Annotated in this window: 28 protein-coding genes and 2 pseudogenes; 20 read left to right on the forward strand and 10 right to left on the reverse strand. The window is 65.5% G+C overall.

The genetic code is table 11. The annotated features are described in order from the left end of the window. The 4 genes and pseudogenes from FXO19_RS19040 to FXO19_RS00015 form a co-directional block, all read left to right on the forward strand. A pseudogene (locus FXO19_RS19040) lies at window positions 1-362 on the forward strand (hypothetical protein); the annotation flags it as partial. Window positions 363-1,100: 738 nt separating this feature from the next. Then, window positions 1,101-1,616 carry a hypothetical protein gene (locus FXO19_RS00005; RefSeq protein WP_149193025.1) on the forward strand — a complete coding sequence of 172 codons (516 nt, stop codon included), beginning with the start codon at window positions 1,101-1,103 and terminating at the stop codon, window positions 1,614-1,616. Next, on the forward strand, window positions 1,613-1,822 hold the full coding sequence (locus tag FXO19_RS00010) for a hypothetical protein (RefSeq protein ID WP_149193026.1): 210 nt from the start codon (window positions 1,613-1,615) through the stop codon (window positions 1,820-1,822). Before FXO19_RS00005 ends, FXO19_RS00010 begins: the two co-directional genes overlap by 4 nt. A gap of 253 nt (window positions 1,823-2,075) precedes the next feature. Next, the gene (locus FXO19_RS00015) at window positions 2,076-2,792 is read left to right on the forward strand and encodes a dihydrofolate reductase family protein (protein ID WP_223115386.1); all 717 of its coding nucleotides are present in this window, start codon (window positions 2,076-2,078) and stop codon (window positions 2,790-2,792) included. A gap of 166 nt (window positions 2,793-2,958) precedes the next feature. Here the strand turns inward: FXO19_RS00015 and FXO19_RS00020 are convergent, their stop codons facing one another. Continuing rightward, window positions 2,959-3,861, reverse strand: coding sequence for an AraC family transcriptional regulator (locus tag FXO19_RS00020; RefSeq protein ID WP_149193027.1), 903 nt, complete (start codon window positions 3,859-3,861; stop codon window positions 2,959-2,961). Between the two features lie 63 nt (window positions 3,862-3,924). Here FXO19_RS00020 and FXO19_RS19045 point away from each other — a divergent pair, with 63 nt between their 5' ends. From FXO19_RS19045 to FXO19_RS00035, 4 genes are all read left to right on the forward strand, one after another. Beyond that, a complete protein-coding gene (locus FXO19_RS19045) occupies window positions 3,925-4,113 on the forward strand; it encodes a hypothetical protein (RefSeq protein ID WP_187775553.1) in 189 nt (62 codons plus the stop codon). A gap of 283 nt (window positions 4,114-4,396) precedes the next feature. Next, the gene (locus FXO19_RS00025) at window positions 4,397-4,615 is read left to right on the forward strand and encodes a hypothetical protein (protein WP_149193028.1); all 219 of its coding nucleotides are present in this window, start codon (window positions 4,397-4,399) and stop codon (window positions 4,613-4,615) included. A 93-nt stretch (window positions 4,616-4,708) separates the two neighbouring features. Then, window positions 4,709-5,539 (forward strand): helix-turn-helix domain-containing protein, encoded by an 831-nt coding sequence (locus tag FXO19_RS00030; RefSeq protein ID WP_187775554.1) that lies wholly within the window; start codon window positions 4,709-4,711, stop codon window positions 5,537-5,539. Window positions 5,540-5,581: 42 nt separating this feature from the next. After that, the gene (locus tag FXO19_RS00035) at window positions 5,582-6,037 is read left to right on the forward strand and encodes a VOC family protein (RefSeq protein WP_149193030.1); all 456 of its coding nucleotides are present in this window, start codon (window positions 5,582-5,584) and stop codon (window positions 6,035-6,037) included. Between the two features lie 63 nt (window positions 6,038-6,100). Here FXO19_RS00035 and FXO19_RS00040 read toward each other — a convergent pair whose 3' ends face one another. Then, entirely contained in the window at window positions 6,101-6,397 is a 297-nt protein-coding gene (locus FXO19_RS00040; protein ID WP_223115387.1) for a hypothetical protein, read from the reverse strand. 127 nt (window positions 6,398-6,524) lie between these two features. Continuing rightward, window positions 6,525-7,013: a YaiI/YqxD family protein gene (locus FXO19_RS00045; RefSeq protein ID WP_149193032.1), complete on the reverse strand. Its 489-nt coding sequence runs from the start codon at window positions 7,011-7,013 to the stop codon at window positions 6,525-6,527. Window positions 7,014-7,167: 154 nt separating this feature from the next. Here FXO19_RS00045 and FXO19_RS00050 point away from each other — a divergent pair, with 154 nt between their 5' ends. Beyond that, window positions 7,168-7,344 carry a type II toxin-antitoxin system RelE/ParE family toxin gene (locus FXO19_RS00050; RefSeq protein WP_149193033.1) on the forward strand — a complete coding sequence of 59 codons (177 nt, stop codon included), beginning with the start codon at window positions 7,168-7,170 and terminating at the stop codon, window positions 7,342-7,344. Between the two features lie 15 nt (window positions 7,345-7,359). Then, window positions 7,360-7,722 (forward strand): HigA family addiction module antitoxin, encoded by a 363-nt coding sequence (locus FXO19_RS19775; RefSeq protein ID WP_425481429.1) that lies wholly within the window; start codon window positions 7,360-7,362, stop codon window positions 7,720-7,722. Here FXO19_RS19775 and FXO19_RS00060 read toward each other — a convergent pair. The 4 genes and pseudogenes from FXO19_RS00060 to FXO19_RS00075 all read right to left on the reverse strand — a co-directional run. Further along, window positions 7,638-8,285: pseudogene (locus FXO19_RS00060) on the reverse strand (type 1 glutamine amidotransferase domain-containing protein); the annotation flags it as partial. The gene FXO19_RS19775 and the pseudogene FXO19_RS00060 sit on opposite strands and share 85 nt — an antisense overlap. 191 nt (window positions 8,286-8,476) lie before the next feature. Beyond that, window positions 8,477-8,905, reverse strand: a complete 429-nt coding sequence (locus FXO19_RS00065; RefSeq protein WP_149193035.1) for a Dabb family protein — start codon at window positions 8,903-8,905, stop codon at window positions 8,477-8,479. Between the two features lie 156 nt (window positions 8,906-9,061). Then, the gene (locus FXO19_RS00070; RefSeq protein ID WP_149193036.1) at window positions 9,062-9,955 is read right to left on the reverse strand and encodes a pirin family protein; all 894 of its coding nucleotides are present in this window, start codon (window positions 9,953-9,955) and stop codon (window positions 9,062-9,064) included. Between the two features lie 138 nt (window positions 9,956-10,093). Continuing rightward, complete coding sequence (locus tag FXO19_RS00075) at window positions 10,094-10,747, reverse strand: hydrolase (RefSeq protein WP_149193037.1); 654 nt, start codon at window positions 10,745-10,747, stop codon at window positions 10,094-10,096. 143 nt (window positions 10,748-10,890) lie between these two features. On the opposite strand from FXO19_RS00075, the gene FXO19_RS00080 reads away from it, so the two are divergent. The 4 genes from FXO19_RS00080 to FXO19_RS00095 all read left to right on the forward strand — a co-directional run bounded on the left by FXO19_RS00080 (window position 10,891) and on the right by FXO19_RS00095 (window position 15,273). Further along, entirely contained in the window at window positions 10,891-11,784 is an 894-nt protein-coding gene (locus FXO19_RS00080; protein ID WP_149193038.1) for a LysR family transcriptional regulator, read from the forward strand. 184 nt (window positions 11,785-11,968) lie between these two features. Then, window positions 11,969-12,952, forward strand: a complete 984-nt coding sequence (locus tag FXO19_RS00085; protein ID WP_187775555.1) for a sensor histidine kinase — start codon at window positions 11,969-11,971, stop codon at window positions 12,950-12,952. After that, window positions 12,949-13,677: a LytR/AlgR family response regulator transcription factor gene (locus FXO19_RS00090; protein WP_149193040.1), complete on the forward strand. Its 729-nt coding sequence runs from the start codon at window positions 12,949-12,951 to the stop codon at window positions 13,675-13,677. The genes FXO19_RS00085 and FXO19_RS00090 overlap by 4 nt, the downstream gene beginning before the upstream one ends. A gap of 417 nt (window positions 13,678-14,094) precedes the next feature. After that, on the forward strand, window positions 14,095-15,273 hold the full coding sequence (locus FXO19_RS00095) for a PQQ-dependent sugar dehydrogenase (RefSeq protein ID WP_149193041.1): 1,179 nt from the start codon (window positions 14,095-14,097) through the stop codon (window positions 15,271-15,273). A 148-nt stretch (window positions 15,274-15,421) separates the two neighbouring features. On the opposite strand, the gene FXO19_RS00100 is transcribed toward FXO19_RS00095, so the two are convergent. Further along, window positions 15,422-15,820, reverse strand: a complete 399-nt coding sequence (locus tag FXO19_RS00100) for a helix-turn-helix transcriptional regulator (RefSeq protein ID WP_255516171.1) — start codon at window positions 15,818-15,820, stop codon at window positions 15,422-15,424. A gap of 219 nt (window positions 15,821-16,039) precedes the next feature. Between FXO19_RS00100 and FXO19_RS00105 the strand changes: the two genes are divergently transcribed. From FXO19_RS00105 to FXO19_RS00125, 5 genes are all read left to right on the forward strand, one after another. Next, the gene (locus FXO19_RS00105) at window positions 16,040-17,257 is read left to right on the forward strand and encodes a type III polyketide synthase (protein WP_305067710.1); all 1,218 of its coding nucleotides are present in this window, start codon (window positions 16,040-16,042) and stop codon (window positions 17,255-17,257) included. Next, on the forward strand, window positions 17,254-18,186 hold the full coding sequence (locus FXO19_RS00110) for an aldo/keto reductase (RefSeq protein WP_149193042.1): 933 nt from the start codon (window positions 17,254-17,256) through the stop codon (window positions 18,184-18,186). The genes FXO19_RS00105 and FXO19_RS00110 overlap by 4 nt, the downstream gene beginning before the upstream one ends. Before the next feature lie 28 nt (window positions 18,187-18,214). After that, window positions 18,215-18,667, forward strand: a complete 453-nt coding sequence (locus FXO19_RS00115; protein ID WP_149193043.1) for a nuclear transport factor 2 family protein — start codon at window positions 18,215-18,217, stop codon at window positions 18,665-18,667. A gap of 114 nt (window positions 18,668-18,781) precedes the next feature. Then, complete coding sequence (locus FXO19_RS00120; RefSeq protein WP_149193044.1) at window positions 18,782-19,369, forward strand: hypothetical protein; 588 nt, start codon at window positions 18,782-18,784, stop codon at window positions 19,367-19,369. Between the two features lie 99 nt (window positions 19,370-19,468). Next, a complete protein-coding gene (locus FXO19_RS00125; RefSeq protein WP_149193045.1) occupies window positions 19,469-19,678 on the forward strand; it encodes a hypothetical protein in 210 nt (69 codons plus the stop codon). Window positions 19,679-19,893: 215 nt separating this feature from the next. On the opposite strand, the gene FXO19_RS00130 is transcribed toward FXO19_RS00125, so the two are convergent. Both FXO19_RS00130 and FXO19_RS00135 read right to left on the reverse strand, forming a co-directional pair. Then, complete coding sequence (locus FXO19_RS00130) at window positions 19,894-20,805, reverse strand: SDR family NAD(P)-dependent oxidoreductase (protein WP_317133779.1); 912 nt, start codon at window positions 20,803-20,805, stop codon at window positions 19,894-19,896. 197 nt (window positions 20,806-21,002) lie between these two features. Then, complete coding sequence (locus FXO19_RS00135; protein ID WP_187775556.1) at window positions 21,003-22,523, reverse strand: Kelch repeat-containing protein; 1,521 nt, start codon at window positions 22,521-22,523, stop codon at window positions 21,003-21,005. Window positions 22,524-22,810: 287 nt separating this feature from the next. Between FXO19_RS00135 and FXO19_RS00140 the strand changes: the two genes are divergently transcribed. Beyond that, complete coding sequence (locus FXO19_RS00140) at window positions 22,811-23,563, forward strand: hypothetical protein (RefSeq protein ID WP_149193047.1); 753 nt, start codon at window positions 22,811-22,813, stop codon at window positions 23,561-23,563. Window positions 23,564-23,780 lie beyond the last annotated feature (217 nt).

Below are 23,780 nucleotides of genomic sequence, written 5' to 3' on the forward strand. Positions count from 1 at the left end.
CCGAAGCCCCCCTCGTCTTCGGCATGACCCTGGACCAGTTGGACACGCTCAACCGCCTGCACGACCGGCTGCATGCCTACGGCGACCTGGTCTTCGGCGTCGAGCGTATCGACCTGGCCGACGGCACACTGACGATGCTGGGCGATGCGATCTTCGAAGAGGCCGACGCCGCGAGTGCGCTCATGCACAAGGTGACGGGGCAGCGCCTCCCCGACGAAGCCGGGCACCGACACCGCGTACGCGAGGAGCCGGCGATCTACGGTGTACCGGTCAGCCCGGACCTGACGCGTGACGCGGCCATGCCGATGCTGCCGCCGCCCGCGGATGCGGGCTGGCACCCGCAGGCGGCCACCCGCCACTGATCGAGCAGGGCGCGGTGCCGGGCTCGTTAACGATCCCTGGCACCGCGTCCGCGCGATCCGTATGCGTTGGTGCAGGTGCAGCTCCAGCGTTGCGGTCATAACGTCCTGGAACGTCGAAGCTGGAGGTCACGTGCAGGGCCGTCCAGGCGCGGACGGCGTCGAAGCGTCGGTCGTCACCTCTGCGTCGGGCAGCGCCGTGGCATCGGGCGTCGGCGGCGTCCGCGGCCCGCTTCCATGGCCGGAGCGGCGTCGAGGATCCGCGCCTGCGGCGTCGTCGCGACCGGCCTCGTGCAAACGGGCCGGAGCCGACGGCTTGCCCCGTTTCGCGGCTTCGGCGCGTGTCGATTCCGACGACCTGATCAGCCCCTGTGCTTGCAGCCGTCCCCACATGTCGGCCTGGTCCTGCGCATCCCATGAGGTTTGCGCGAAGGCGGGAGGGCTGGCCGTCAGCACCATGGCACATAGGCACAGGGCGGTTGCGGGCAATCGTGAATGCAGATTCGTGGTGGGCATGGGGCGACCTCCTTGGCGGGTCTCGTGCGTGGCCAATGCCACGGACCCGATTGGAGGCCGGGGACGGCATATCGTCCATGTGGAGAAGCTAGGGTTTCGCTACAGATTCGATGCAATAAAGGTGTTGGGTCGGCGATCACCCTTCAGCCGTCCCGGGCCGGGCTGGTCCTGCGGCGCTGCGGTTCCCCGGGAGACTGGAGCACCCCGCCCGCCTAGACTCCGGCCATGGCCTTCAACGTCCGCCAGATCTTCGCCGCACTCAATGACGCCCGGGTCGACTACGTGGTCGTGGACGGGCTGGCGGTCATCCTGCACGGATATCTGCGCGCTACCGCGGATCTGGACCTTGCGATCGGCCTGGCTCCGGACAACGCCGGGCGTGGCATGCGCGCGCTCGCTTCCATCGGCCTGCAGCCGCGACTGCCGGTGGCCATGGATGACTTCGCGGATGAGGGCAGGCGCCTGGACTGGCTGCGCAATCGCAACATGGTCGTGTTCCCGCTGTGGGATCCCGGGAACCCGCTGCGTTCGGTGGATGTCTTCATCGACGAGCCGATCGGGTTCGGCGATCTCATGGCGGACGCGGTGGTCAAGGATCTGGATGGACTCGAGGTCCGGATTGCCTCCATCCCCCACCTGATCGAGATGAAGCGGCGAACTGGGCGTTCGCGCGACCTGGACGATATCGACAAGCTTCAGCAAATCCTGGCCGCCCCGCAGGAGGGGGAGGGTGGTCCATGAACCCGTCTCCTTCGCCTTCGCTGGAATTCAGTTTCAAGGACGCCGAACGCGCGCAGCTCATGGACTGGGTGCGGCTGAGCGCGGGCGCGAAGATCGACTTCTTCGAGGAGATGGTGGAGTTGGCCTACCGCAGTGGCGCGCTCGCGCCGGAGCGGCTGGCACTGCGCGACAGGCCAGTCCCGCAATCTTCGCCGGATGGCCGATAGCGGTCGGCCCACCGGCAGGCTGCGGCGATGGGCCCGGCGCCGGCGCGCAGGCCGCTGTGCCCGCACTGATCAAGTGTTTCCAACGCGAGAGCAAGGTCTCGATGCATCCGAAGGCAATGGCATCGTTGCATCCGAACACTGCCTCGGGCGCCAGGCGGTCGCTTGGCTTGCGCCTGCATTGATGAGACGGGCAAGCTCAGCCAGCAGGTGTCGAGATCGGCGCCTGGCGTTCGTCGCTGGAATGCATGACATCTTGGCGGCCAAGGCCATGGCCGCCGGGCCCGCCCTACGATGCCCACTGGCAAGCGACGACTACCGGAGCACACCGATGTCCCTCACCCGGATCCACAATCTGTCCATCTCGCTCGACGGCTTCGCCACCGGCGAGCCCCAGTCGATGGAAACCCCCTTCGGCCATGCCGGCGAGCGGCTCCACGAATGGATGTTCGCCACCCGGTTCTGGGCCAAGACCAGTGGGACCATGGGTGCCGATCATGCCTTCGCGGAGCGCCACGAGCCGGGCATCGGCGCCGAGATCATGGGGGCCAACAAGTTCGGACCGCCCGGCTGGCAGGACGACGCGGACTGGAAGGGCTGGTGGGGGCCGAATCCGCCGTTCCATACGCCGACCTTCGTCCTCACCCACCGGCCGCGACCGCCGATCGAGATGGCGGGCGGCACCACGTTCCACTTTCTCGATGCGTCCCCGACCGAGGCGTTGCAGGCCGCGCGTGAAGCCGCCGGCGGCCAGGACGTGCGCATTGGCGGCGGCGCAACCGTGGTCCGCGACTTCGTTGCCGCCGGACTCGTCGACCACATGCACCTCGTCCAGGTTCCGATCGTGCTCGGTCGCGGGATCCGCGTCTGGGACGGCCTGGAGGCGCTCGAGGAGGACTACGACATCGAGGCGGTCTCAACCCCGAGCGGCGTCACCCACCTGACCTTCACGAGAAGGACCGGAGGGAATTGAATCGCCGGGTCGCGTTCTTAGCTGGCGCAGTCGAAGCGCTCCGCCTGGTCCGGCCTTTGAGAATCCTTGCTTCTTGATCCACGGAAGCGATGATCAAGAACGCTAAAAGTGAAATCAAGGAGTAGATGGCCTATCGAGGATGGGGAATACCTGACCCCGTGCCCGATCAGGCCGCTTTCGTCGCTCCGAACTCGGCGTACGCGCGCGGTTGGCGCGCTGCATCCAACTGCCTGACCTGGCTGGTGGTCATGCCGAACGTACCCTTGAACGCGCGGCAGAACGCGCTCTGGCTTTCGAAGCCCAGCGCGGCGGTGATCTCGCAGACCGGCATGCGCGTTTCGCGGACCAACTGCCACGCACGCTCCGAGCGCAGCCGTGCGGCGTACTCGGACGGCGTTTCCCCGAACACGTCGCGGTAGCTGCGAATCAGGTGGCAGGGGGAGTAGTTCGCGCTGGCGGCCAGCCGTGCCAGGTCGACGCGTCCGCCGTCGTGCCGACGGATCAGGTGCTGTACCCGCAGCAGCCGCATCAGCGTCTGCTGCCGACGCAGCAACGTGCGCCCGGTGCAGCGCGGCAACAAGGCATGCAGGTCGCGCTGGTGTTCGGTCAGCGCTGCGCACAGCATGTCGACGACCGTACCGGCTCCCAGCGCGCCCAGGTCCGGGCGTCGCGCTACGCGCGCCAGGCGCACGGTCAGCCGGCGCAGCTCGCGGGTGCAGTGCGATTCCGACGGCAACAGGTCGACCGCCGGCTCACCGGGCCGCGGACGCTGGTGCCGCGCCCAGGCCGCGGGGCTGCCGCACACCGCCAGCCAGCGTCCGTCGCGACGGCTGCCGGCGCGCAGCGCACTGTCGCGCCAGATCAGTAGTTCGCCGGCGTGCAGCAGCCAGCGGCAGTCCAGCGTCTCCAGTTCGATCCCTTCCGCCAGCGGCAGCCAGACGCTGATCCAGCGGGAGGGGATCGCCAGCTGGATATTGCGGCCGCTGCCGTGGAGCACCTGCAGTGCGTCGTCGGGCGCGGACAGGTCGAGCAGATCGTGGGAGCGCAACGGGCGATAGAGAGGATGCATGGCGGTCGTTTCGCTTGTCGGGAGAGGTAAGCGACGGCGGCCGGCGGCCGCAGCACATCGTAAGTGCCGGAAGTGCCGGCGCCGATCACCGGAGCCCGCTCGCCGGTCGCCGGGATCGCGTGGGTCATCGACGGCGATGCCGTCCCACGACAACGTTGTTGCGGAGCGAAGGTGGATCCGATTTCCGGCGTCATCGCGAAGCTCGACGTGAAGACGCTGGCCATGCTGGCATCCGCGGCCGACGCCAGCTAGCGTGCCGTTCGATGACCAACTGTGCGTCGGCCGCACAGCTCGCGTGCGGGTGACCGGGCCGGTCGGTCAATGCGTTGAGCGGGGTTCAATGCATGGACGAAGACGGTGAAACTGAGCTCTGTCTGCCTCCGGACAACCCGCACGCTCCGCGTCCGCACTGATCAAGGCAACCGAGGGCGGAGCAAGGGGCGGCCGTGCCGTCGACGGTCTGAATTCTTCAATCCGGTCCCGTTCGTAGTGGCCGTATAGCATTCGTCCGCATGTGGCGCACCCGAGCGGGGCCATGCCCACCGACGACCACGCCAGATACTTCGCCGATCACGGTGTGGCCAAGCAACAGCAACAGCAAATCCCCCTCAATCCCCCTTTTTCAAAGGGGGAAGATAGGCTGCGAGAAATCTGGGGAAACCTCAGGGTCAGGTTCGCTTCTTGGGTGGGCTGCCTTGCGCGGGTGGTGAGCTGGTCGCGTGTCGACAAAGCATCGATCTTGGCTTCGGCCTGAAAAGGGGATCTGCCCGTTTGCCGCTCTCATGCATGAGAACAGGGCAGGTGGCGCACTTCGGCCTCGTTCTTCGTTATTGTCCGCAGCATGCACATGATCCTTCTGCCTTCGGCACGCCTGCGTCCCTACGTGGCGTCCCTGTGGGTGGGCGAACGGCCGGTAGCGCCCGATCGGGAACAGGTGTTGCCCACGGGCACGATGCATATTGCCCTGCGCCTGCAGGGCGGCCCGGTACGGTTGTACGGCGACCGTGGGTCGACGTGTGTGCAGCATGCGGGCGATGCGCTGGTGGCCGGCGCGCGCGCGGGCAGCTACTGGAAGGATGCGTCGGTGCCGACGCGAACCGTCGGCGTGCAGTTGCGGCCTGGTGCGGCACGGGCGTTGTTCGGCGCGTCGGCGGCGGAGTTCAGCGACCGGCACGTGCCGCTGGATGACGCGTGGGGCCGGGATGGCACGTGGCTGCGCGAGGCGCTCCATGAGGCGCGGGATCCGCACGCGCAGCTTGCCGCACTCGAAGCCGCATTGCTGGCGCGGCTGGCGCCACGTGCCATGCACCCGAGCGTTGCCCGGGCATTGGCGCAGATACGGGCGATCCCCTCGGCGGAGCGGTTGCCGGCGGTAGCGGGCATCAGCCAGCGCCACTTCATCGCGCAGTTCCGAGAGGCAACCGGCCTGTCGCCCAAGCGCTACGCGCGCGTGTGCAGGTTCCAGTACCTGTTGCGGCTGATGGAGGCGGGCCGGGGGCATCCATTGGCCGAGCTTGCGTCGGCGGCCGGCTACAGCGATCAGTCGCACTGCAACCGTGAGTTCCTGGCACTGGCGGGCACCACGCCGCACGCCTGGCAACTGCAGCGGCGCGCCCGCCCGCCAGCGCCGCCCATGCCAAGGCGCGCGAGGTCAGTTTCGTCCAAGACGCCCGTCTGAGCGCCGGGTATCGTTGGCGCCTGTATTCCCAAGGAGATCGCCATGAGCGCCCAGGCTTTGTTTCCCTATCTCTGCGTGGCCGACACCGCGCGCGCAATCGATTTCTATCGCAGCGTGTTCGGCGCGACCGAACTCTTCCGCCTGCAGGAGCCGGGCGGCCGTATCGGCCATGCGGAAATGGACTTCGATGGCACCACGCTGATGCTGTGCGACGAGTTTCCGGAGTTCGACATCTGCCGGCCGTCGGGCGGGGCAGGCTACAGCGCCACGATGCACCTGCACGTGGGCAACGCCGATGATGTCATCGCGCGCGCGGTCGCCGCCGGTGCCACGCTGCTGATGGCGCCGAGCGACGCGTTCTACGGGGAACGTTCGGGCGTGATCCTCGATCCGTTCGGCCACCGCTGGAACATCGGCCACAGCCTCGAGGACGTCACGCCGGAGGAGATGCAGCGCCGTTATACCGCGTTGTTGTCTGACTCCACGCAGAACCAATAACGGGGTCAGCTTGAGCTACCCCGTATCTGGGCTATCCCCACTTGCCCGGCCCCGTTTGCCCCGCTATTCGACCTCAGGACTGTCGCCGGATTCCACACGGTATGCCGCGCGGCCGATGGGGCGTTTGAACCACGCATCGAAACGCCCGGCAAGAAACTCGTCGCCTTCGGTGAAACGCGGTTCCACTGAGGAAAAATCCAGCCGTGCGACTGCCGCTTCCTCGTCCAGCCCTTCCGCAATAAGCGGCTTGATCTGCACCGCGACCAGTTCGAATGCCTCGATCAGCAGATCGGCATACGCGGCGTCGTGCTGGATGTCGCCGTGGCCCGGGACGAGGATGGCGAAGTCGAGCGCCTTCAACTGTCGCAACGTCACCGCGCCAGTGCAGGCAGTGCCTATGGTCATAGCGATCGGCGGCTTCGCTGAGCGGTCCGTATGACGAGCGCTGTCGACGCGACGGGAGGGCGGCTAATGTGTATTGGTCCGGCTACGGAGTCTTGGAGTCGCGCCGCCTCGCTATCCACCCGTCCAGCTGTTTCGCAAATGCCTGCCGGTCCCGCGCACTGAACGCGGTCGGCCCGCCGGTCTGCACGCCCGCGCCGCGCAGCTCTTCCATGAAACTGCGCACGGACAGGCGCTCGGCGATGTTGTCCTGGGTGAAGCGCTCGCCGCGGGGATTGACGGCCTCGGCGCCGTTGGCCAGCACGCGCGCGGCGAGCGGGATGTCCTGGGTGATCACCAGGTCGCCCGGCGCGGCGCGTTCGGCGATCGCATCGTCGGCGGCGTCGAAGCCGCCCTGCACCTGTAGCGCCCGGATCAAGCGCGAGCCTGGCGTGCGCAGCCACTGGTTGGCAACCAGGGTCAGCGGCACCTGCGTCCGCTCGGCGGCGCGGAACAGGATCTCCTTGATCGGGCCAGGGCAGGCGTCGGCATCCACCCAGATCTGCGCGGGCGGGGTTCCGGTTGGTGTGGTCATCGCCTGCTTCCCATATGCGGCCGAGGATAGCCCAGCGGGCGAGGGTGCCGGCCCCGACGTCCGTGTGAGGGCGCGCGGTTCCCGCCAGCATGGTCCTGCGGCCGGGCTGGACTCGGCGATCGCCCAACGCGATGATGGGGCTGGCTAGCTGCGCATGCTCAATGCGGCGGCGACGCTGGACGATCTGCGGATTCCGCCGGCCAATCGGCTGGAGGCGCTGAAGGGCGACCGGAAGGGCCAACACAGCATCCGGATCAACGACCAATGGCGCATCTGCTTCCGCTGGAAGGCTGGCGATGCGCATGACGTGCAGATCGTCGATTATCACTGATCAATGGTTCTAGCCATAAAAAAGCTGCCCAACATCCATCCCGGCGAAGTCCTGAACACGGAGTTCCTGTTGCCCCTGGGAATCAGCCAGAACGCGCTGGCGCGGGCAATGGGCGTGCCACCCCGGCGGGTCAATGAAATCGTGCTGGGCAAGCGCGGCATCAGCGCCGACACCGCTGTGCGCCTGACCGACATGGTCCGTCGTCACGCCGCTTCCTTGCGATCGCTGACCGCCTTCAGGACGAGTTCCGCGGCCTCCTTCGAGGATGCCGGGTTCTGGCCGGTGATCAGCAACCCGTCCTGCACGGTATGCACGCCCCAGTCGTCCGTCGAGGAGAACTCCGCGCCCTGCTCGCGAAGCACGTCCTCGAGCAGGTAGGGAACGACCTCGATCAAGCCAACGGCGGCTTCTTCGGAGTTCTTGAAGCCGGTGACCTTGCGGCCCTTCGCGATCGGATCGCCGCCGGGCGCCTTCGCGTTGGTGAGGATGCCGGGCGCGTGGCAGACGAGCCCGACCGGCTTGCCCGCCGCCAGCGTGTCCTCGATGAGCGACAGGGCCTTGCGATCGTTGGTGAGATCCCAAAGGGGTCCGTGGCCGCCCGGAAAGAACACGGCATCGTAGTCCGCCTGGTCGACCTCGGACAGCTTGAGCGCGTTGGCGAGCGCGCGGCTCGCCTCCGGGTCGGCTTCGAACCGGTGCGTGTCGTCGGTCTGGGATCCCGGGTCGTTGCTCTTGGGATCGAGCGGCGGTTGGCCTCCCTTGGGCGAAGCCAGCACGATCTCGGCCCCCGCGTCCTTGAACGCATAGTAAGGGGCAGCCAGCTCTTCGAGCCAGAACCCGGTCTTTCGGCCGGTATCGCCGAGCTCGTCGTGGGACGTGAGGATCGTCAGAATTTTCATGGTACTTCTCCTGTGAGCGACAGGGTCAATGTAATGCGGCATCCGCGGCCGTTGTTGCTCGAATGCTCTTCGATCCTTGCCTGATGCTATGGATGTTCGGGGGCGGGTTGGACAGCCGTGAGGCGGGTGCCCATCGACAAGACGGGACGGAGAGAGTTGATCCACCTTCGTGCCATGTTCGCCTCCGCCGCGGGCACGCTCACCGGTCACATCACATAGGTTTGAGCGGTGAGTTACGGCGCGACGGCCTTGACGTCATACACGACTACGCGCTGCCACAGGTGCTCGCACTCGGCGACGAACTGCTTGTGAATGGGATGGACCTGGTAGGCGTTCTGCCCGGCCACGTCGTCGAAGAACAGGATTTCCGAGGCGCTGTAGCTGCCGTCGACGACGCCGCGCTGCTCGGTATCCGCCGGCACGCCGATGTGGATGCCTCGCACGGTGTCGACGCCCGCCAACGTTCGCAATCCGGCGAGCAGCTTGGCGAGATCCTCCTTGGAATCCGGATTCTTCAGCCAGAAGAACACGTGGTGCACGACCGGCGGGAACGATGCCTTGCTGGTGGACATGGGAGCGGCGGCGCGGGCGCCGGTGGCGGCCATGCCGGCGGCCAGGGCGCTGGCGGCGACGAGGATATTTCGGCGACTGTGATCGGTCATGATCCCGGTCCTTTCAGTTCATAGCCTGTGGGCCTGCGAGTATAAGGCGCTGGCGTGGGTGGCGGCCGCCAGCAGCGTGGCGGCGAGGGTGCGGGTGAGTGGAATCATGACGATGAGCTCTCTGTTGCTGGGACATGCAATCCGCCATCGCGGTACTCACGACATCGCGGGTGTGGGCGGCGCGGGATCATCCGGTAGGGGAATGAACTCGGCATCGTCGGCATCGGGCAGCTTCATGCGGCCCGCTTTCCAGTCCGACGCGGCCTGCGCGAGGCGGTCCTTCGACGAAGACACGAAGTTCCAGTGGAGGAAGCGCTCGCCTACCGGTTCCCCGCCGAGCACCATCACCGCCGAATGCGCGACGGCCCGCAGCCGTGACGCGTCCTTGCCGAGGACCAGCATCCTGCCGTCGCCGTGGGTGACGCCGTCGAGTTCCACCGCACCGGTGGCGACGTACACGGCGCGCTCGGAGTAACCGGCAGGAATTTCCGCCGTCGCGCCCGGCTCCATGTCGAGATGCGCGTAGAACTGCGGCGAATGCGTCGCAGCGGCCGCGGTGAGGCCGTAGGCGCTGCCGGCGATGAGTTGTCCGTGCACCCCACCGTCGCTCCACTGCGGCAGGTCGTCGCCGGCATGGTGCGAGAAGCCGGGATCTGCTTCCTCGTATTCGGTCGGCAGCGCCACCCAGGCCTGGATGCCGTGCAGATGATCGCCCTGCGCCCGCGCGCGCTCGAACCGCTCGCTGTGGGTGATGCCACGGCCGGCGGTCATCCAGTTGACTTCCCGCGGGCGGATCGCCTGCGCATACCCCAGGCTGTCGCGATGCATGATCTCGCCGGCGAACAGATAGGTGACGGTCGACAGGCCGATATGCGGGTGCGGTCGCACGTCGACGCTGCGGTCCACGCCGGGCGCCAGGTCGAGCGGCCCGATATGGTCGAAGAAGATGTAGGGGCCGACCATGCGGCGCTTGGCAAAGGGCAGTACGCGGCCCACCTCGATTCCACCACCCAGGCTGCGGCGGCGTTGTTCGATGATCAGTTCAACCATGTGGTGTCTCCCGTGTGGCGTCAGCCATCGACGATCCCTGAACCTCGAAAGCCAGCGCCTGGGGCGCGTCGCGAATGCGCGGCGCGGCGCTGCTTGTGCCCGACCGCACGGCCGGCGTCGATGGTGCTCCCGGCTCGATCAGCCCGCGGTGCTCGGTACCGGCGTGTTGAGTAGCTGCTGTTCCCACAGGAACGCGATGCCGCTGCCGCCAACATGGTGCTTGAGCACGTCCGTCAACTCTGCGGCGTGCTCGGTGCGGGCCCAGTCGCGCTGCCATTCGGACACTACGGCCAGCCAGGTCATCATGTTGGCGCCGGCCCCGATCATGCGCTGGATGGCCACCTCGTGCGCCTCGACCGACGTGCCGCCGGACGCATCGGTCACCACCGTGACGTCCCAGCCTTCGCCGAGGGCCTGGATGGCCGGCATCGCGACGCAGATCTCGGTCCACAGGCCCGCGATGATCAGCTGCTTGCGGCCCGTCGCCTTGACCGCGTCGACCACCTTCTTGTCTTCCCAGGTGTTGATGAACGTCCGGTCGATCACCTCCTGGCCTGGGAACACATCGGTGATCTGGGGAAAGAGGAGGCCGCCGCGATCGGCGATCACGCTGGTCAGGATGGTGGGCACGCCGAAGGCCTTGGCGGACTTGGCCAGCGCCGTGGAATTGTTGACCACCATCTGCGGATCGTGGCTGTTGAGGTTCGCGAGCTGGTAAGGCTGGTGGTCGATCAGAACCAGCACCGAGTCTTCGGGACGAAGAAGTGAATCAAGGCCGTTGCGAAAAGTCATGACAATCCTCTGCTGCCGCAAGTTGGGGGAGGGGAGACGTGCGCCCGACGTGGCGCCGTCGGAGGACAGACAGTGCCATTCCCGCTCATGGCGCGGTAGCGCTCTCCCGTGCCAAACTGTGTCGCGGAATAGGGAACGCCGACGTGGACATCGACGAATTGCGGACATTCGTGGAAGTCGCCGATGCGGGGGGCGTGTCGCCCGCTGCGCGCCGGCTCGGCATCTCCAAGTCGATCGTCAGCCGGCGGCTCGGCCGGCTCGAAGCGGAGCTCGGCGTGCAGCTGCTCGCACGCACTACCCGCGGCGCCGCGCTCACGGAAGCCGGGATCACGTTCCGCGACCATGCCGCCCGGGCCTGCGCCGAGATCGATGCAGCCAAAGAAGCCATCCTGCCTGCCGGTGACCTTCGGGGCCGCTTGCGGATTGCCGCGCCACTGTCCTTCGGGCCGACGCACTTCGCGCCCGTGCTGGCGGAAATGGCGCGAAGCCACCCGCAGCTCCACATCCATACCGTCTACAGCGATCGCTTCGTCGATCTCATCGGCGAGGGTTTCGATTGTGCGATCCGGGTGGGCTACCTGCCGGACTCCAACCTAGTCGCAAGATGTGTCGGGCCGATCCGCGGCAGACTCGTCGCGAGCCCCGGTTATATCGAAGCGCACGGCTCCCCCGAGACGCCGGAGGAGCTCGCCGCCCACGAGGCCCTCATGCAGGGAACGGAAGCCTGGCAACTCACGGATGGCGACAAGACCGTCACCGTGCATCCGCGGGGGCGCTTCAAGGCCGACAACGGCACAGCGCTCGTCGCTGCCGCGGTGGCAGGGCTCGGTATTGCCTGGCTACCCGATGGCCTTACCCAGGAGTACCTGGCTTCAGGTGCGCTTGTTTCGGTGATGACACGCCATCCACCACCTGTGGCAGGGATCTACGTCATCCGCCCGCCGGGTCAGCATCCCGCGCGGAAGGTGCGCATCCTCACCGAATTGCTGATCGAGTGTTTCGACCGGGCTCCGCACATTGCGGGTGTCGTTCGCTAGATTGTTGCGCTCTTCGGCGATCCGCTGGCCTATACTGAAGCGAGGCTTTCGCGATTGCCAACGGCGAACGACCAACGACGGCACATAGCGCCTGGCGCGTTAGGGTATGCGGCGACAAACGACGTTGACATGGTCCTGGGTGAGCGCCTGGTGGGTGCTCACCGGGCTGGTTTGGACAGGGCAAATGTACGAGGCCTTTTCCGGAAGGGTCGCCGCGTCCTATCTGCTGCGCACGGAGATGGCCAAGGCCATCCTGTGGATTCCGTTCACCCTGTTCGTTTTCTGGTGGGTGGGCCGCCATCCGATGGAGCGTGGCGCCGTGTTGCGGTCGTTCGGATGGCTGGCTCTTGCCGTTGCCGGAATCATAGTGGCGCGTGCGTTGTGCGTTGCGGCGCTCAACCCATGGATAGGCTGGTACGACCAGCTACCAAGCTGGCTCGTACTCCTGCGCACGAGCTTTCTCAGCAATTTGCTTACTGCCTGGATGATCGTTGGCGTGGCGCATGCGCTCTTGTTCGCACGACGCGAGAGGTTGCGTCAACAACAGTACGCCGAACTGCGATCTCAACTGTCCCAGGCGCGCTTCGAAGCGCTATCGGCGCGGCTCGACCCACACTTTCTGTTCAACGCGCTCCATTCCATCAGCGAGGTGATGCATCGCAACGTGGCGGCTGCCGACCGCATGGTGGTGGGACTTGGAGGTTTGTTGCGGCAAAGCATCGACGGCGGAACGACGCAACAGACGACTTTGGCCGAGCAGGTCGAGTTGATCGAGGATTACGTGGGGATCGAGCAGGTCCGGCTGGGGGCACGGCTTCGCTTTGATCTGGATGTCGATGAATCCCTAGGTTCGGTCGCGTTGCCGCGACTCTTGTTGCAGCCCCTCGTCGAAAATGCGATCCGTTACGCCATTGCTCCACGCATGGCGCCTGGAAGTATCCGCGTCACCGCGCGTAGTCATGGGAATCGGCTGCTCCTTGAAGTTTGCGATGATGGAAATGGCGAGGCTGCTGCGACGCCCGGACACGGCGTGGGGCTGGCGGGCGCGAGGGCGCGGTTGCAGCACCTCTACGGCGACGACTTCCGTTTCGAGGTGGAGACATCGACTGGAAGCGGAACCTGCGTTCATATCGACCTGCCTTTGCAACGGCTTCCGGAGTCCGCATGAGTGAACGTATTCGTGCCATCGTGGTAGATGACGAGCCGATGGCCCTTGCTCGCCTGGCGCGTTTACTACGCGAAGAAGAGGGTGTCGAGGTCGTTGCGGAGTGTGCGGACGGCGCTTCGGCCATCGTGGCCCTTCGCTCGCACCGCCCCGACGTCGCCTTCCTCGACATCCGCATGCCCGGGATTGATGGGCTGCATGTTTCAGAGGACGCCGTAGTGGGCGATACCTGTGTCGTGTATGTGACCGCCCACTCCGAACACGCCGTTCGTGCGTTCGAGACCGACGCCGTTGATTATCTGCTCAAACCATTCACCGTGCGGCGCCTGCAGGCCGCGCTTGCGCGCCTGCGGGCGCGCGTGGCCGGGCGCAGATCGGCTTTTCCTGAGCGCCTTTTGTTGCAGGCGGGTGCGCGCCAGCGCTTGGTGCCGGTACGGGCCATAGATTCGTTGATCGCAAGCGCGAACTACGTCGAGGTTCACTGTGGGCATGAGCGGCTTCTGGTGCGCGAAACGCTTACCGCTATCGAGGCCAAGCTGGACCCCGCGCAGTTCCTGCGCATACACCGCTCGCGCGTGATCCGCATCGGTGCCGCGCACGATGTGGAGCTGTTGCCGTCGGGGCAGTACCTGCTTCGCTTGCGCAATGGTCAGAAGCTATCCGTAGGACGCAGCTACCGCGATCGGTTGCGGAAAGAACTGGGAATGGCGGGTCTTGGCGCATCCTAAGTTTCATGATGCCTGGATCCTTCTCGCGCGCCGGCGCCCAGAAATGATTTGGAAGGTTCGCCCAAGTCGAACGAGTTCCTGACGTTTGGGCCCGAATTTTGGTCGTTCGTCCCAAACGCCTTGCTCGGACAAAGAAATCGCTGCATTCAGTACTGCACGACTTGGCAACCAACCGTGCGCGCGATGACGATGAACCGACGAGACTTCCTGGAAACGTGCGCGACTCGCCGCTTTTCGGAAACGCCCGCTCCGAGAGGGCATCGACGGCTCTGCCGCCGACCCGAAGCCCGTTCCGGCGCTCCTATGACCCACGGTCGGTTCGATGCCGCGCTTCGCGGCGACGCCGACAAGACGGTGATCGCTGAATCCGAGCCGCTACAGCCGCCTTGTCCGCAACCCTCAACTCGGAGAGTCGCCATGCGCCGCCTGCTACCCGCTGCACTGCTGATCCCTGCCGCCTCGGCGCTCGCCATCTGCATCCTTGGCCCCGGCGCGGCAGCGCAGCAGCCGGGGCGCGCCATCGACCTCAGGCCGCCGTTCGAGGCCGAAGTGGTGGCCGACCTCGAGGAACCCTGGGCCATGACCTTTCTGCCCGACGGGCGAATGCTGGTCACGGAAAAACGCGGCAGCTTGCATGTGGTGACGCAGGACGGCCAGGTGTCGGAGGCCATCGCCGGCGTGCCCGAAGTGGACTATGGGGGCCATGGCGGCCTCGGCGACGTGGCGCTGCATCCCGACTTCGCTCGCAATGGCTTGGTCTATCTGACATGGGCCGAAGCCGGCGAACAGGACACCCGTGGCGCCGCCATGGGCCGCGCCAAGTTGGACCTCAACGCCATGCGGATGGACGCGTTCGAGGTTCTGTGGCGGCAGGCGCCGAAGGTCGCGCAACGCAACCATTACTCGCACCGCATGGCTTTCGCGCCGGACGGCCGGCACCTGTTCCTCACTTCCGGCGATCGCTGGATTCCCGAAACGGCCCAGGACACACGCAACAATCTCGGCGCCGTGCTGCGCCTGACTCTCGATGGCAAGGCGGCATCCGGCAACCCGATGTACGACAAGGGCGGCATGACGGCGGAGATCTGGTCCTATGGCCACCGCAGTCCGGTTGCGCTCGCCTTTGACGCCGGGGGGGCGCTGTGGGAGACCGAGATGGGGCCGGCGGGCGGTGACGAGTTCCAAAAGATCGAGAAGGGCAGGAACTACGGCTGGCCGCTGGTCGCCTACGGCGATCACTACAAGGGTCCCGACATCCCCGGCCACGACACCCGGCCTGATCTGCGCGCCCCGGAAACATACTGGAACCCGGTCATTTCGCCCAGCAGCATGATCATCTATTCCGGCGCCCTCTTCCCGGACTGGCAGGGCTCGGCGCTGATCGCCGGGCTGACCTCCCAGGCGCTGATCCGTGTCTCCTTCGAGTGCCCGCTGGCTTTCCGCGAGATCTGCGAGGTGGAACGCTTCCACATCGGCAACCGTCTGCGCGAGATCGAACAGGGGCCGGATGGCGCCATCTGGCTGCTGGAGGACGGCGACAAGGAAGAGGCCGGCCGCCTGCTGAAGCTGACCCCCAGGGCGATCGGGAGAGGCTAACGGTTAAGCCGGCTCACCTACCGCGGAAAGGCGGGATCAGGTTGAGCCACCTCTGATTTCTCGGACATCACAAAGCGCGGGCAATCCTCGCGCGCGCCGCCATGAGCGTTGCCCCTGCCGAATACCATGGCGCAGCCGGTTCGGATCGTTAGCGCGCAAGCACCTCCAGAACCTGAATGGCGATTCGCTTCTTCAGTCCAATCATGGAGCGCAGGTAGGTCAACGCGCTGCTCTCCAATGCATCCAATGCGTAATCGCCCGTGATCACGGCCGGCTCAGCGTCCGCGCCGCTGCGGAAAGGCCCCCGCCCAGTCGCGATCCATTCGAAACTGCTGCCGGTCACTACCGCAATCTGAATCAAATGCTCCACGCTTGGCAGCGTTCCCGCCAGTTGCTCCCACTGCGTTACCGCACTGCGATTGACGCCGACACGCCTCGCCAATTCACTCTGTGATAGCGCGCACACGGCACGGCACTTCCTGATGCGAGACGACATCGCGCTCATAGCGGTCTTTCTCCATTGATAAATATGGAACTGCGACGGCATGGAAGCAACTCTTACTCGTTAGAGATACTGGCTACAGGTTGTCTAGTTTGGCTGACTCCGGCACGTGCGCCGCATGGCGCTACGCCTGAAAGTTATCTGTGCAGCGGGGCTAACGCCCTTCATCCATGACAGCCTATTCCCAACGCGCTCGTGCAGGGATAAAACTATTACCGAACTTGCGAACACTGTGACCGATGTATTCGTGTCGCTGTGACGCGCATGCTGCCGAAGCTCGCGCAGCTCGAGAATCAAGGAGGAAAGATGCCAAGCGCCGCGCATCGCAGCCGACCGTATTCAGACTTTCAACCGGTCGGCGGTCGTCATGCGCAGGCGGTAACGCCAACGCTTTGCTGCCCCTCGGTAGCGGTGCCCGAGCATGTTTTGAGCATGGAGGAAACATTGGCGCTGGCCAGTCGCCTCCATGCCGATCACGAGCAGCTACCCCTCGCACTCCGACTGATCGCCAACACCGGCGTGAAACGACGTCATCTGGTGCAGCCGATCGAGGAAACGTTGCGGCATCCAGGTTTCGAGCAGCGCAACCTGATTTATGTGCGCGAAGCCAAGGCGCGCGTGCCCGCCGTCGTTTTCAGCGCGCTGGCCAATGCATGCGTAAGCATCAAGGACATAGACGCGATCGTCTACGTCTCGTGCACGGGCTTCATGATGCCTCCGCTCACGGCGTGGATGATCAACAACCTCGGGTTTCGCAACGACACGCGCCAGCTACCGATAGCGCAGCTTGGCTGCGCTGCGGGAGGGGCGGCGATCAATCGCGCCCACGATTTCTGCATGGCGCACCCGGGTTCCAACGTCCTTATTGTCGCGTGCGAGTTCTGCTCATTGTGCTACCAGCCCACCGACGTGGGCGTCGGAAACCTGCTTTCCAATGGTTTGTTCGGCGATGCCGTGGCGGCAGCCGTCGTCCGCGGCGAAGGCGGGGCCGGCATGCGCCTGACCCGGAACGGATCGCGGCTGGTGACGGGTACGGAGAACTGGATCTGCTATGCGGTCAAGTCCACAGGTTTTCATTTCCTGCTTGATCGCAGGGTTCCCGGCACGATGAAGCAACTGGCCCCAGAATTGCGCTCCGTGACGGCCGAATACGGGTGGGACGCGGCCTCGCTGGACTTCTACATCATCCACGCCGGCGGCCCGCGCATTCTGGACGACCTGTCGCGTTACCTGGGGGTAGACCCCGCCAAGTTCGCTCACAGCCGCGCCACCCTGGCCGAGTACGGAAATATCGCTTCGGCTGTGGTGTTGGACGCGTTTCGCCGTCAGTTTCTCGCAGGCGTTCGCGAGGGTGCGCGAGGCCTCGTCGCCGGTTTCGGGCCAGGCATTACGGCAGAGATCACCCTGGGCGCCTGGATCAACGCCGCGCCGCCTGGCGTAACCCACGCGCCGCTTACAACCACGAAGGATACGATCGCATGAATGCGCTGCAAGTAGAGATCAATCCCCGTCTGACCATCGGAGGTGACCTGACGGTCAACCGCCTCGGTTTCGGTGCCATGCATTTGACAGGTCCCGGAATGTGGGGCGATCCGCTCGACCCGCAGGCGGCCATCGGCGTGCTACGCAGAGCCGTAGAACTGGGCGTCAACTTCATCGATACCGCAGACTCTTATGGCCCGGGCAACAACGAGAGGATAATCCGCCGCGCTTTGCACCCCTACCCAGATGACCTCGTCATCTGCACCAAGGGCGGGTTGTTGAGGTCCGGACCAAAGGACTGGATCCACGGCGAAGGTGCGCCCTATATCATGCCGTTGGGCCGGCCAGAATATCTTCGTCAACAAGTCGAGATGAGTCTGCGCAATCTGGGGCTGGAGTGTATCGGTCTCTATCAGTTGCACAGCATCGATCCAGCCGTCCCACTTGCCGACCAGATGGGCGAACTCGTCCGCTTGCAAGAGCAAGGCAAGATCCGGCATATCGGGCTGTCGGGCCAGCCTGGCGTCACCATCGATGAGCTGATTCGCGCCCGTGCCCACGCCAATGTCGTCGCCATCGAGAACCTCTACAACATCGCCGATCGCGCGGACGAGGACACACTCCGCCACGCCGAGGAGCACGATATCGCCTTCATTCCCTGGTTTCCGTTAGGCCACGGCGGCTTGGTCGGGCCGGACAACGTCCTCGCGCCTATCGCCCGGCAATACGGTGCGACGGCATCGCAACTTGCCCTTTCCTGGTTGCTGCATCACTCGCCGGCCACGGTTCTGATTCCGGGAACCACGTCGATTGAACACCTCGAACAGAACATGCGTGCTATCGACATCGAGCTAAGCGAATCCGATATGGCTGACATCGATGTCGCGGTCAATCGCGCCAAGCCACCGGTCTGGCGGCCGGAGAGGTGAATAGCCACCGTGATCTGACGGAGGAGTTATGGCCACTCGTGCACATCCAAACATCGAAACATTGCGCGCTATCTATGCCGATCTGAGCTGCATTGATGCGTATTGCGCGAACGACGTCGTACTGCATACCGCGGATCGGGAGATCCAGGGACGGCCGGTGCACGTAATCGGGAAGAAAGCCGTGCATGCCAAGGAGCTCGAACTGATCGCCATGACGGGCAACACGCTCGCCATGGACGTCCAGGACATTATCGCCAACGATCATTTCGGAGCGGTGCTGGGCATCCTGCGGGCGCATCTTGACGGTCAAGACGCCGCGATGCCTTTCTGCGGTCTGTGGCGCTTCCGCAATGGCCTTGTCGTTGAGCACTGGGAGAACGCCTACGACGCGCATGCGCTGGGCCAATTCCTCGTGGGACAGCGAGGTGCGCACCAAGCAACTCACGCGTTGTCAGCAGATCCGTCCCTGGGAGATGCATGAGAAGGCTATCGGCATTTCACCTCGGGGCTTTGGAGCAAGCAAAGGAAGCCATAACGGCCTGGACGGCCATGCAGTTCCTTGTTCGTTCGTCGATGCTTAAAATGGAGACACATCATGAACCTGAAGCTATTTGAGCGACATGCATGGGGCGGCGCATCCTTCGTATTGACTGCTGCGCTTCTGGCGCTGTCTTTCGTTCCATCACCCGGCTACGCAGCGGGGTCGCCCCCCGAGGGAGGGCCCACACAGTGCACCGGAACCAGCCGGCTGACCTTCTCGCCCGGACTGACCAGTACCGAGCAGTCGGTGGTCGTCGGCTTGAGCGACAATTTGTTCAGTTGCGTGCAGTTGCTGCCGCTAATTTCATTCAGCGGATCATCGCAAGCGACGGCTAGTCGTGTCCTGTCGTGTAACACGCTCTTTGGCGGCGGCGGCCCCGACTTTCGCACATTCAACTGGAATCTCGCCCCCGCCAGTTCGAGTGTCTTCCGCTATCAAAGTAACTCCGTGCTTCAAGAGGGCAATATTGTCGTCACGTTCAACGGCACTATCGTCCAGGGGCGCTACACTGGCCGTTCGGCGATCGCAACCTATGTATTGACGCCATTGCTAGGTGGCCAAGCTGTGGATTTCGCCACCGTATGCAACTCGCCAGAAGGGCTCTCCGACGTCAGAGGGGTCATTACCCTGACGATCCTCTAGTAGTCTCCGATAGCGCCGGCCGTCGCCCTCGTGAGGGGCGGCGTCCTGGCGGCAACCGTGAAGGCGCTGTCGACACCCTCGACGTTCAGGAGAACAGCAATGAAGCGACAGATCAGCAAGTTCGCGGCAGCGATGGGTCTCTGCCTCATGTTGGGCGCCGCCAGTGCAGTTGCTCAACCTGCTCAACCCTGCCAGTGGGAGGGGCAGTTCGGCCACACCCTCGAGCCCGATGGCTGGCACGTGTGGCAATGCGAGGCCGGTACTTGGCAGTACCTCGCCTACTGCGGCGCGTATATCTGCATCGTTTAACGCCTGCAAACGGCAAAACGGCGGCAAAACGGGGTGAGGTTCACTTGTTGGATGGCTCGCATAGCAGTAAGGGAAGTGAACCTGACCCTGAGGTTTCCCCACGTTTTCTTCGTAAGATCAGCCAGTTGGCGATGGTCTGACCGGAAACGAGTGCGAAGCGGGCACTGGATCTCCGCCTCGTTCAAAGGCCAACACGGGGCAGAAGGAGGAGGCAACTAATCGCCGTCCGTCCCGCCGCGGTTCACGAACGCGATCGGCGTGACCTTGTAGTTGAGCGCGCTGGTGGTGCCGCAAGTCACATCCAGGGTGACGCCGGTGATCCGGGCGGCCATCCCGGAGGCGAGGAACACGGCGGCGTTGGCGATGTCGTCCATTGCCGGCAGCGCCTTGAGCATGGTGTCGTCCCGCAGCTTGTCGATGAACCCGGCGGCGCGGTCGCCGCCTTGCTCGACGGCTTCGCGGAATACGCGCGAGTCCGGCGAGCCGGCGGAGCGGATGTTCACGACGCGCACCCCGTGTGGTCCCAGTTCGCTGGCAAGGTCGCGGGACAGGCTTTCGATGGCGCAGCAGGCCGGTCCGAAGCCCCCGACATTGGGGTAGCCGATGCCGCCCGGCGTCGCCGTCAGCGACAGGATCACGCCGCTGCCTTGCATCTTCATGCGGCGGCCGGCTGCGGTTGCGGTGATGAAGTGCGATTGCATCGCGATACGGACCGGACGCAAGAAGTCCTCGAGGTCCATGTCGACCAATGCAATGTCCTGCGTGTCCTGCAGGCCGATGGCGTTGAACGAGATGTCGAGCGCGCCATGGCGGCGGACGATACCGTCGACGTGTGCACCGACGGCATCCCGGTCGAGCGCATCCACCCGGGCAGCCTGCGCGTCGCCGCCCGCGGCGCGAATTTCCGCGGCGACGCTCTCCACGGGATCGAGGTTGCGGCCGCTCAGCATCAACCTGGCGCCCTCGCGCGCGAGGGCGCGGGCAACGGCGCCGCCCAGCGAGCCGCCGGCGCCGTAGATCGCGGCGATCTTGTTCCGGAGCATCATGCGTATTCTCCTGTCGCTCGGGCGCGAACCTTCCGTACATGACGGGACCGGCGGTCCGCGCCGGCGACCAGCCCCCGACATCACGACGGGCGAAAGGGCAGGGAATCGACAACGGGGGTAGAAAAGGGGGCAGGGCCTAAAGTTTTCCCTGTTCTCCTGCAATCAATTCAACGGCTTGGCTGCCTCCCCCCTTTGAAAAAGGGGTGTGAGCTCCTGGCTATGAAAAGCTGCCAGGAGGCTCTACTTCCGGGGTGTCTACCTGGCTGGGACCTTACGACTCAGCGTCGGGGCATCGGATGCGGCGAGGGCCTGGTGTCGACCCGGATCTCGGTCGTGGCGGTGTTGTTGCCCAGGTCGCCGTCGCCGTTGCTGCTGCTGGCGACGGCGGTCGCGGGAAGCGGATCTTCGGTAGGCGCGTCGGGCGCCTGCACGTCGATCCGGAGCGCCACGGACGGCCTGCGCGGGTCGTGTCCCGGCCGCAGCTGGCCGTCGCGCGGCGTGCAGGTGATCGACGTGCCCTCCCGCGCGCACTCCCACGGCGCCGTGTCGCGCGGCTCGTGCAGCACCTGGATGGCGCCTATCGCGAGATGGGGCGAGAGCTCGATGTCGAGCGCTGTGTCTTCGGCGGCCACGGCGCCTAGGTTGTCGACCGTCAGTGCGTAATGGAAGTGCGTTCCCGGTGCGACCTGCGGGCGCGACACCTGCATCCTGACCGCCAGGTCGGGGGTGGGCCCGGAACTCGGCACGAACAGTTCGGCGATGGCCATCGGCGCCTCCCAGGGGCGCACGCCGCCGGCGACGAGCACGCGGCCGTCCTGCAGCAGGGCGGTGGCAGGGCGCGCACGTCCGATGGCCATGTCGGCGACGTGGGAGAAACGGCCGGTCTGCGCGTCGTACAGCTCCGCGCTGGCGAGCGGCTCGTCGCCGTTGCCCGCCACCAGCAGCACGCGACCGTCCGGCAGGGGCAACTGGCCGTGGTCGTGGCGTGCCATGTTCAGCGACCCGGTGACGGAGAAGCCGCCGGTTGCCGGGTCGTAGAGTTCGCCGAGCGGGCGCCATTCGCCGTTGTCCAGGCCGCCGGCGACCAGCACCCGCCCATCCGGGAGCAGGCTGGCGGTGGCCATGAAGCGTGGCGCGGCCAGGCTGCCGGTGGCGGTGAAGGTGCCGGTGGCGGGGTCGAACAGTTCCGCCGAGGCCAGCTCGTACGGCTCGTCCGTGGTCAGCCCGCCCGCGATCAGCACCCGGCCGTCGGCCAGGCGGGTGGCGGTATGGGCGTTGCGGTCGACCGTCATGTCGCCCACCGGCGAGAAGCGGCCACTGGACGGGTCGAAGACCTCGGCGCTGGCCAGGCGGTCGTCCGGCCCCCAGCCGCCCGCGATCAGCACCCGCCCGTCGTCGAGCAGGGTGGCGGTGTGGTACATCCTCGGACTGGTCATGTCGGAGGCCGTGCGTTCGAAGCGCCCGGTCGCGGGGTCGTAGATTTCGGCGCTGGCCAGCAGGGCGCGATGGCCGTCGACACTCTCCGACGTGCCGCCGGCGAACAGCACGCGTCCGTCCGCCAGCACGGTGTGGGTGGCGTTGCCGTCGCGGCCCTGCCGCATGTCACCGGTGCGGGCGAAGGCGCCGGCAGCGGGGTCGTAGAGCTCCGCCTCGTGCAGGGTGTAGCCCACGCCTTGCGCGTCGATCCCGATCCCGCCGGCCACCAGGACCCGGCCGTCGGGCAGGGTCGCGGCCATGCCCATGTCGCGGCCGTGGATCAGCTCCCCCGTGGGGACGAACTCCGAAGCCGCGGCGGACATGGCGGACAGCGATAGGCAGATGCAGGCGACTGCGGACCAGCGCCGGCGCAGGGGGCGAATCGATGATGGCGTCATGGCGGATGACCTCGCTGAAAAGGCCGCCGACGGGTTGGGCGGCGATCCGCCAGTCATGCTCCGGCATCCCGCCGAAGTCATTCGCAGCGCGCTACGGATTCATTCCTGTTGCGTTATCGGGGGATTTCGGGTGATGGCGAATCTAGGAATATCCCTAGATTTCACGCGCAGCACGGCCGGGTATGCTGCGGTCGGCACCGCGGAGACTGGCCATGTTGATCGATGGGATCCAGCACACGCCCTACATTCCGACGCCCAGTGCGCCGCCTGCGCCGGTGGAACCGGGGACGCCTGATTACTACCAGCAGCGGTACGACGACTTCGTCGCCCGTAATCCAGGCGTGCAACCGCCCGACTACTACCTCGATTACGGCCAGAAGTACGCCGACCGGTTCAGCTCGCTGGACGGCAGGGATCTTTCGGACGAAGGCCTGGCGTGGCGCGACAGGACGCTGCTGGCGCTGCAGCAGGCCATCGAGGACAAGCGGATCAACGATCCCGAGGGATTCGCCGAACTCGAGCACGATCCGGAGGCATTTCGCCGGTTCGCCTTCGAAACCCATCCCGCGGCCTATGTCGATTCTGGTCTGTACGACTTGCCTGTGCAGGATCTTCTGGTGATCGCGGGTACGCCGGACATCAACGACGTGTTGAGCCAGGAGGGCATCGACCAGTCCCTGATCACGGTCGGGGAGCTGGATCCGGGTGACGTGCCCGACATCCTACTTTCGACCGGCGAACAGTACGTAAGAGACAACGGCGTGCTCGCATTCACGCCGTTCGGGCCCAGCCTGGAGTTCGGGACGCAGGCGCAACGCTTGTGGGAGCGGGCCACGGAGCAATCCTGGATGCCGCCGGGCGTGGAATGGGTGGTGGCGCCATTGCCGACCCTCGACAATGCGCTGCCGGATATCGACCTGCCCGGGCCGCTTCCGGATGATGTGCCTCTGGTTCCGTTCCTGTAGGCGGGCCGCTGTTGATTCGGCGGGTATTGTGGGATTCGTAAGGCGGGCTGAGTCCACCTACGCACACTGGCCGAATTCACTTGCCGGGTGAAGCCAGTCGCCGGTAGGGACGCGGCTGGACGCTTCGTCATGGAAAAAAAGTGTCAGGGCTCCCCGGCACTGAGGTTTCCCCTGTTTTCCTGCAATCAATTCAACGGCTGGCTGCTTCCCCTCTTTG

It is taken from the genome of Luteimonas suaedae (genome assembly GCF_008312895.1).
Taxonomy (GTDB): Bacteria; Pseudomonadota; Gammaproteobacteria; order Xanthomonadales; family Xanthomonadaceae; genus Luteimonas; species Luteimonas suaedae.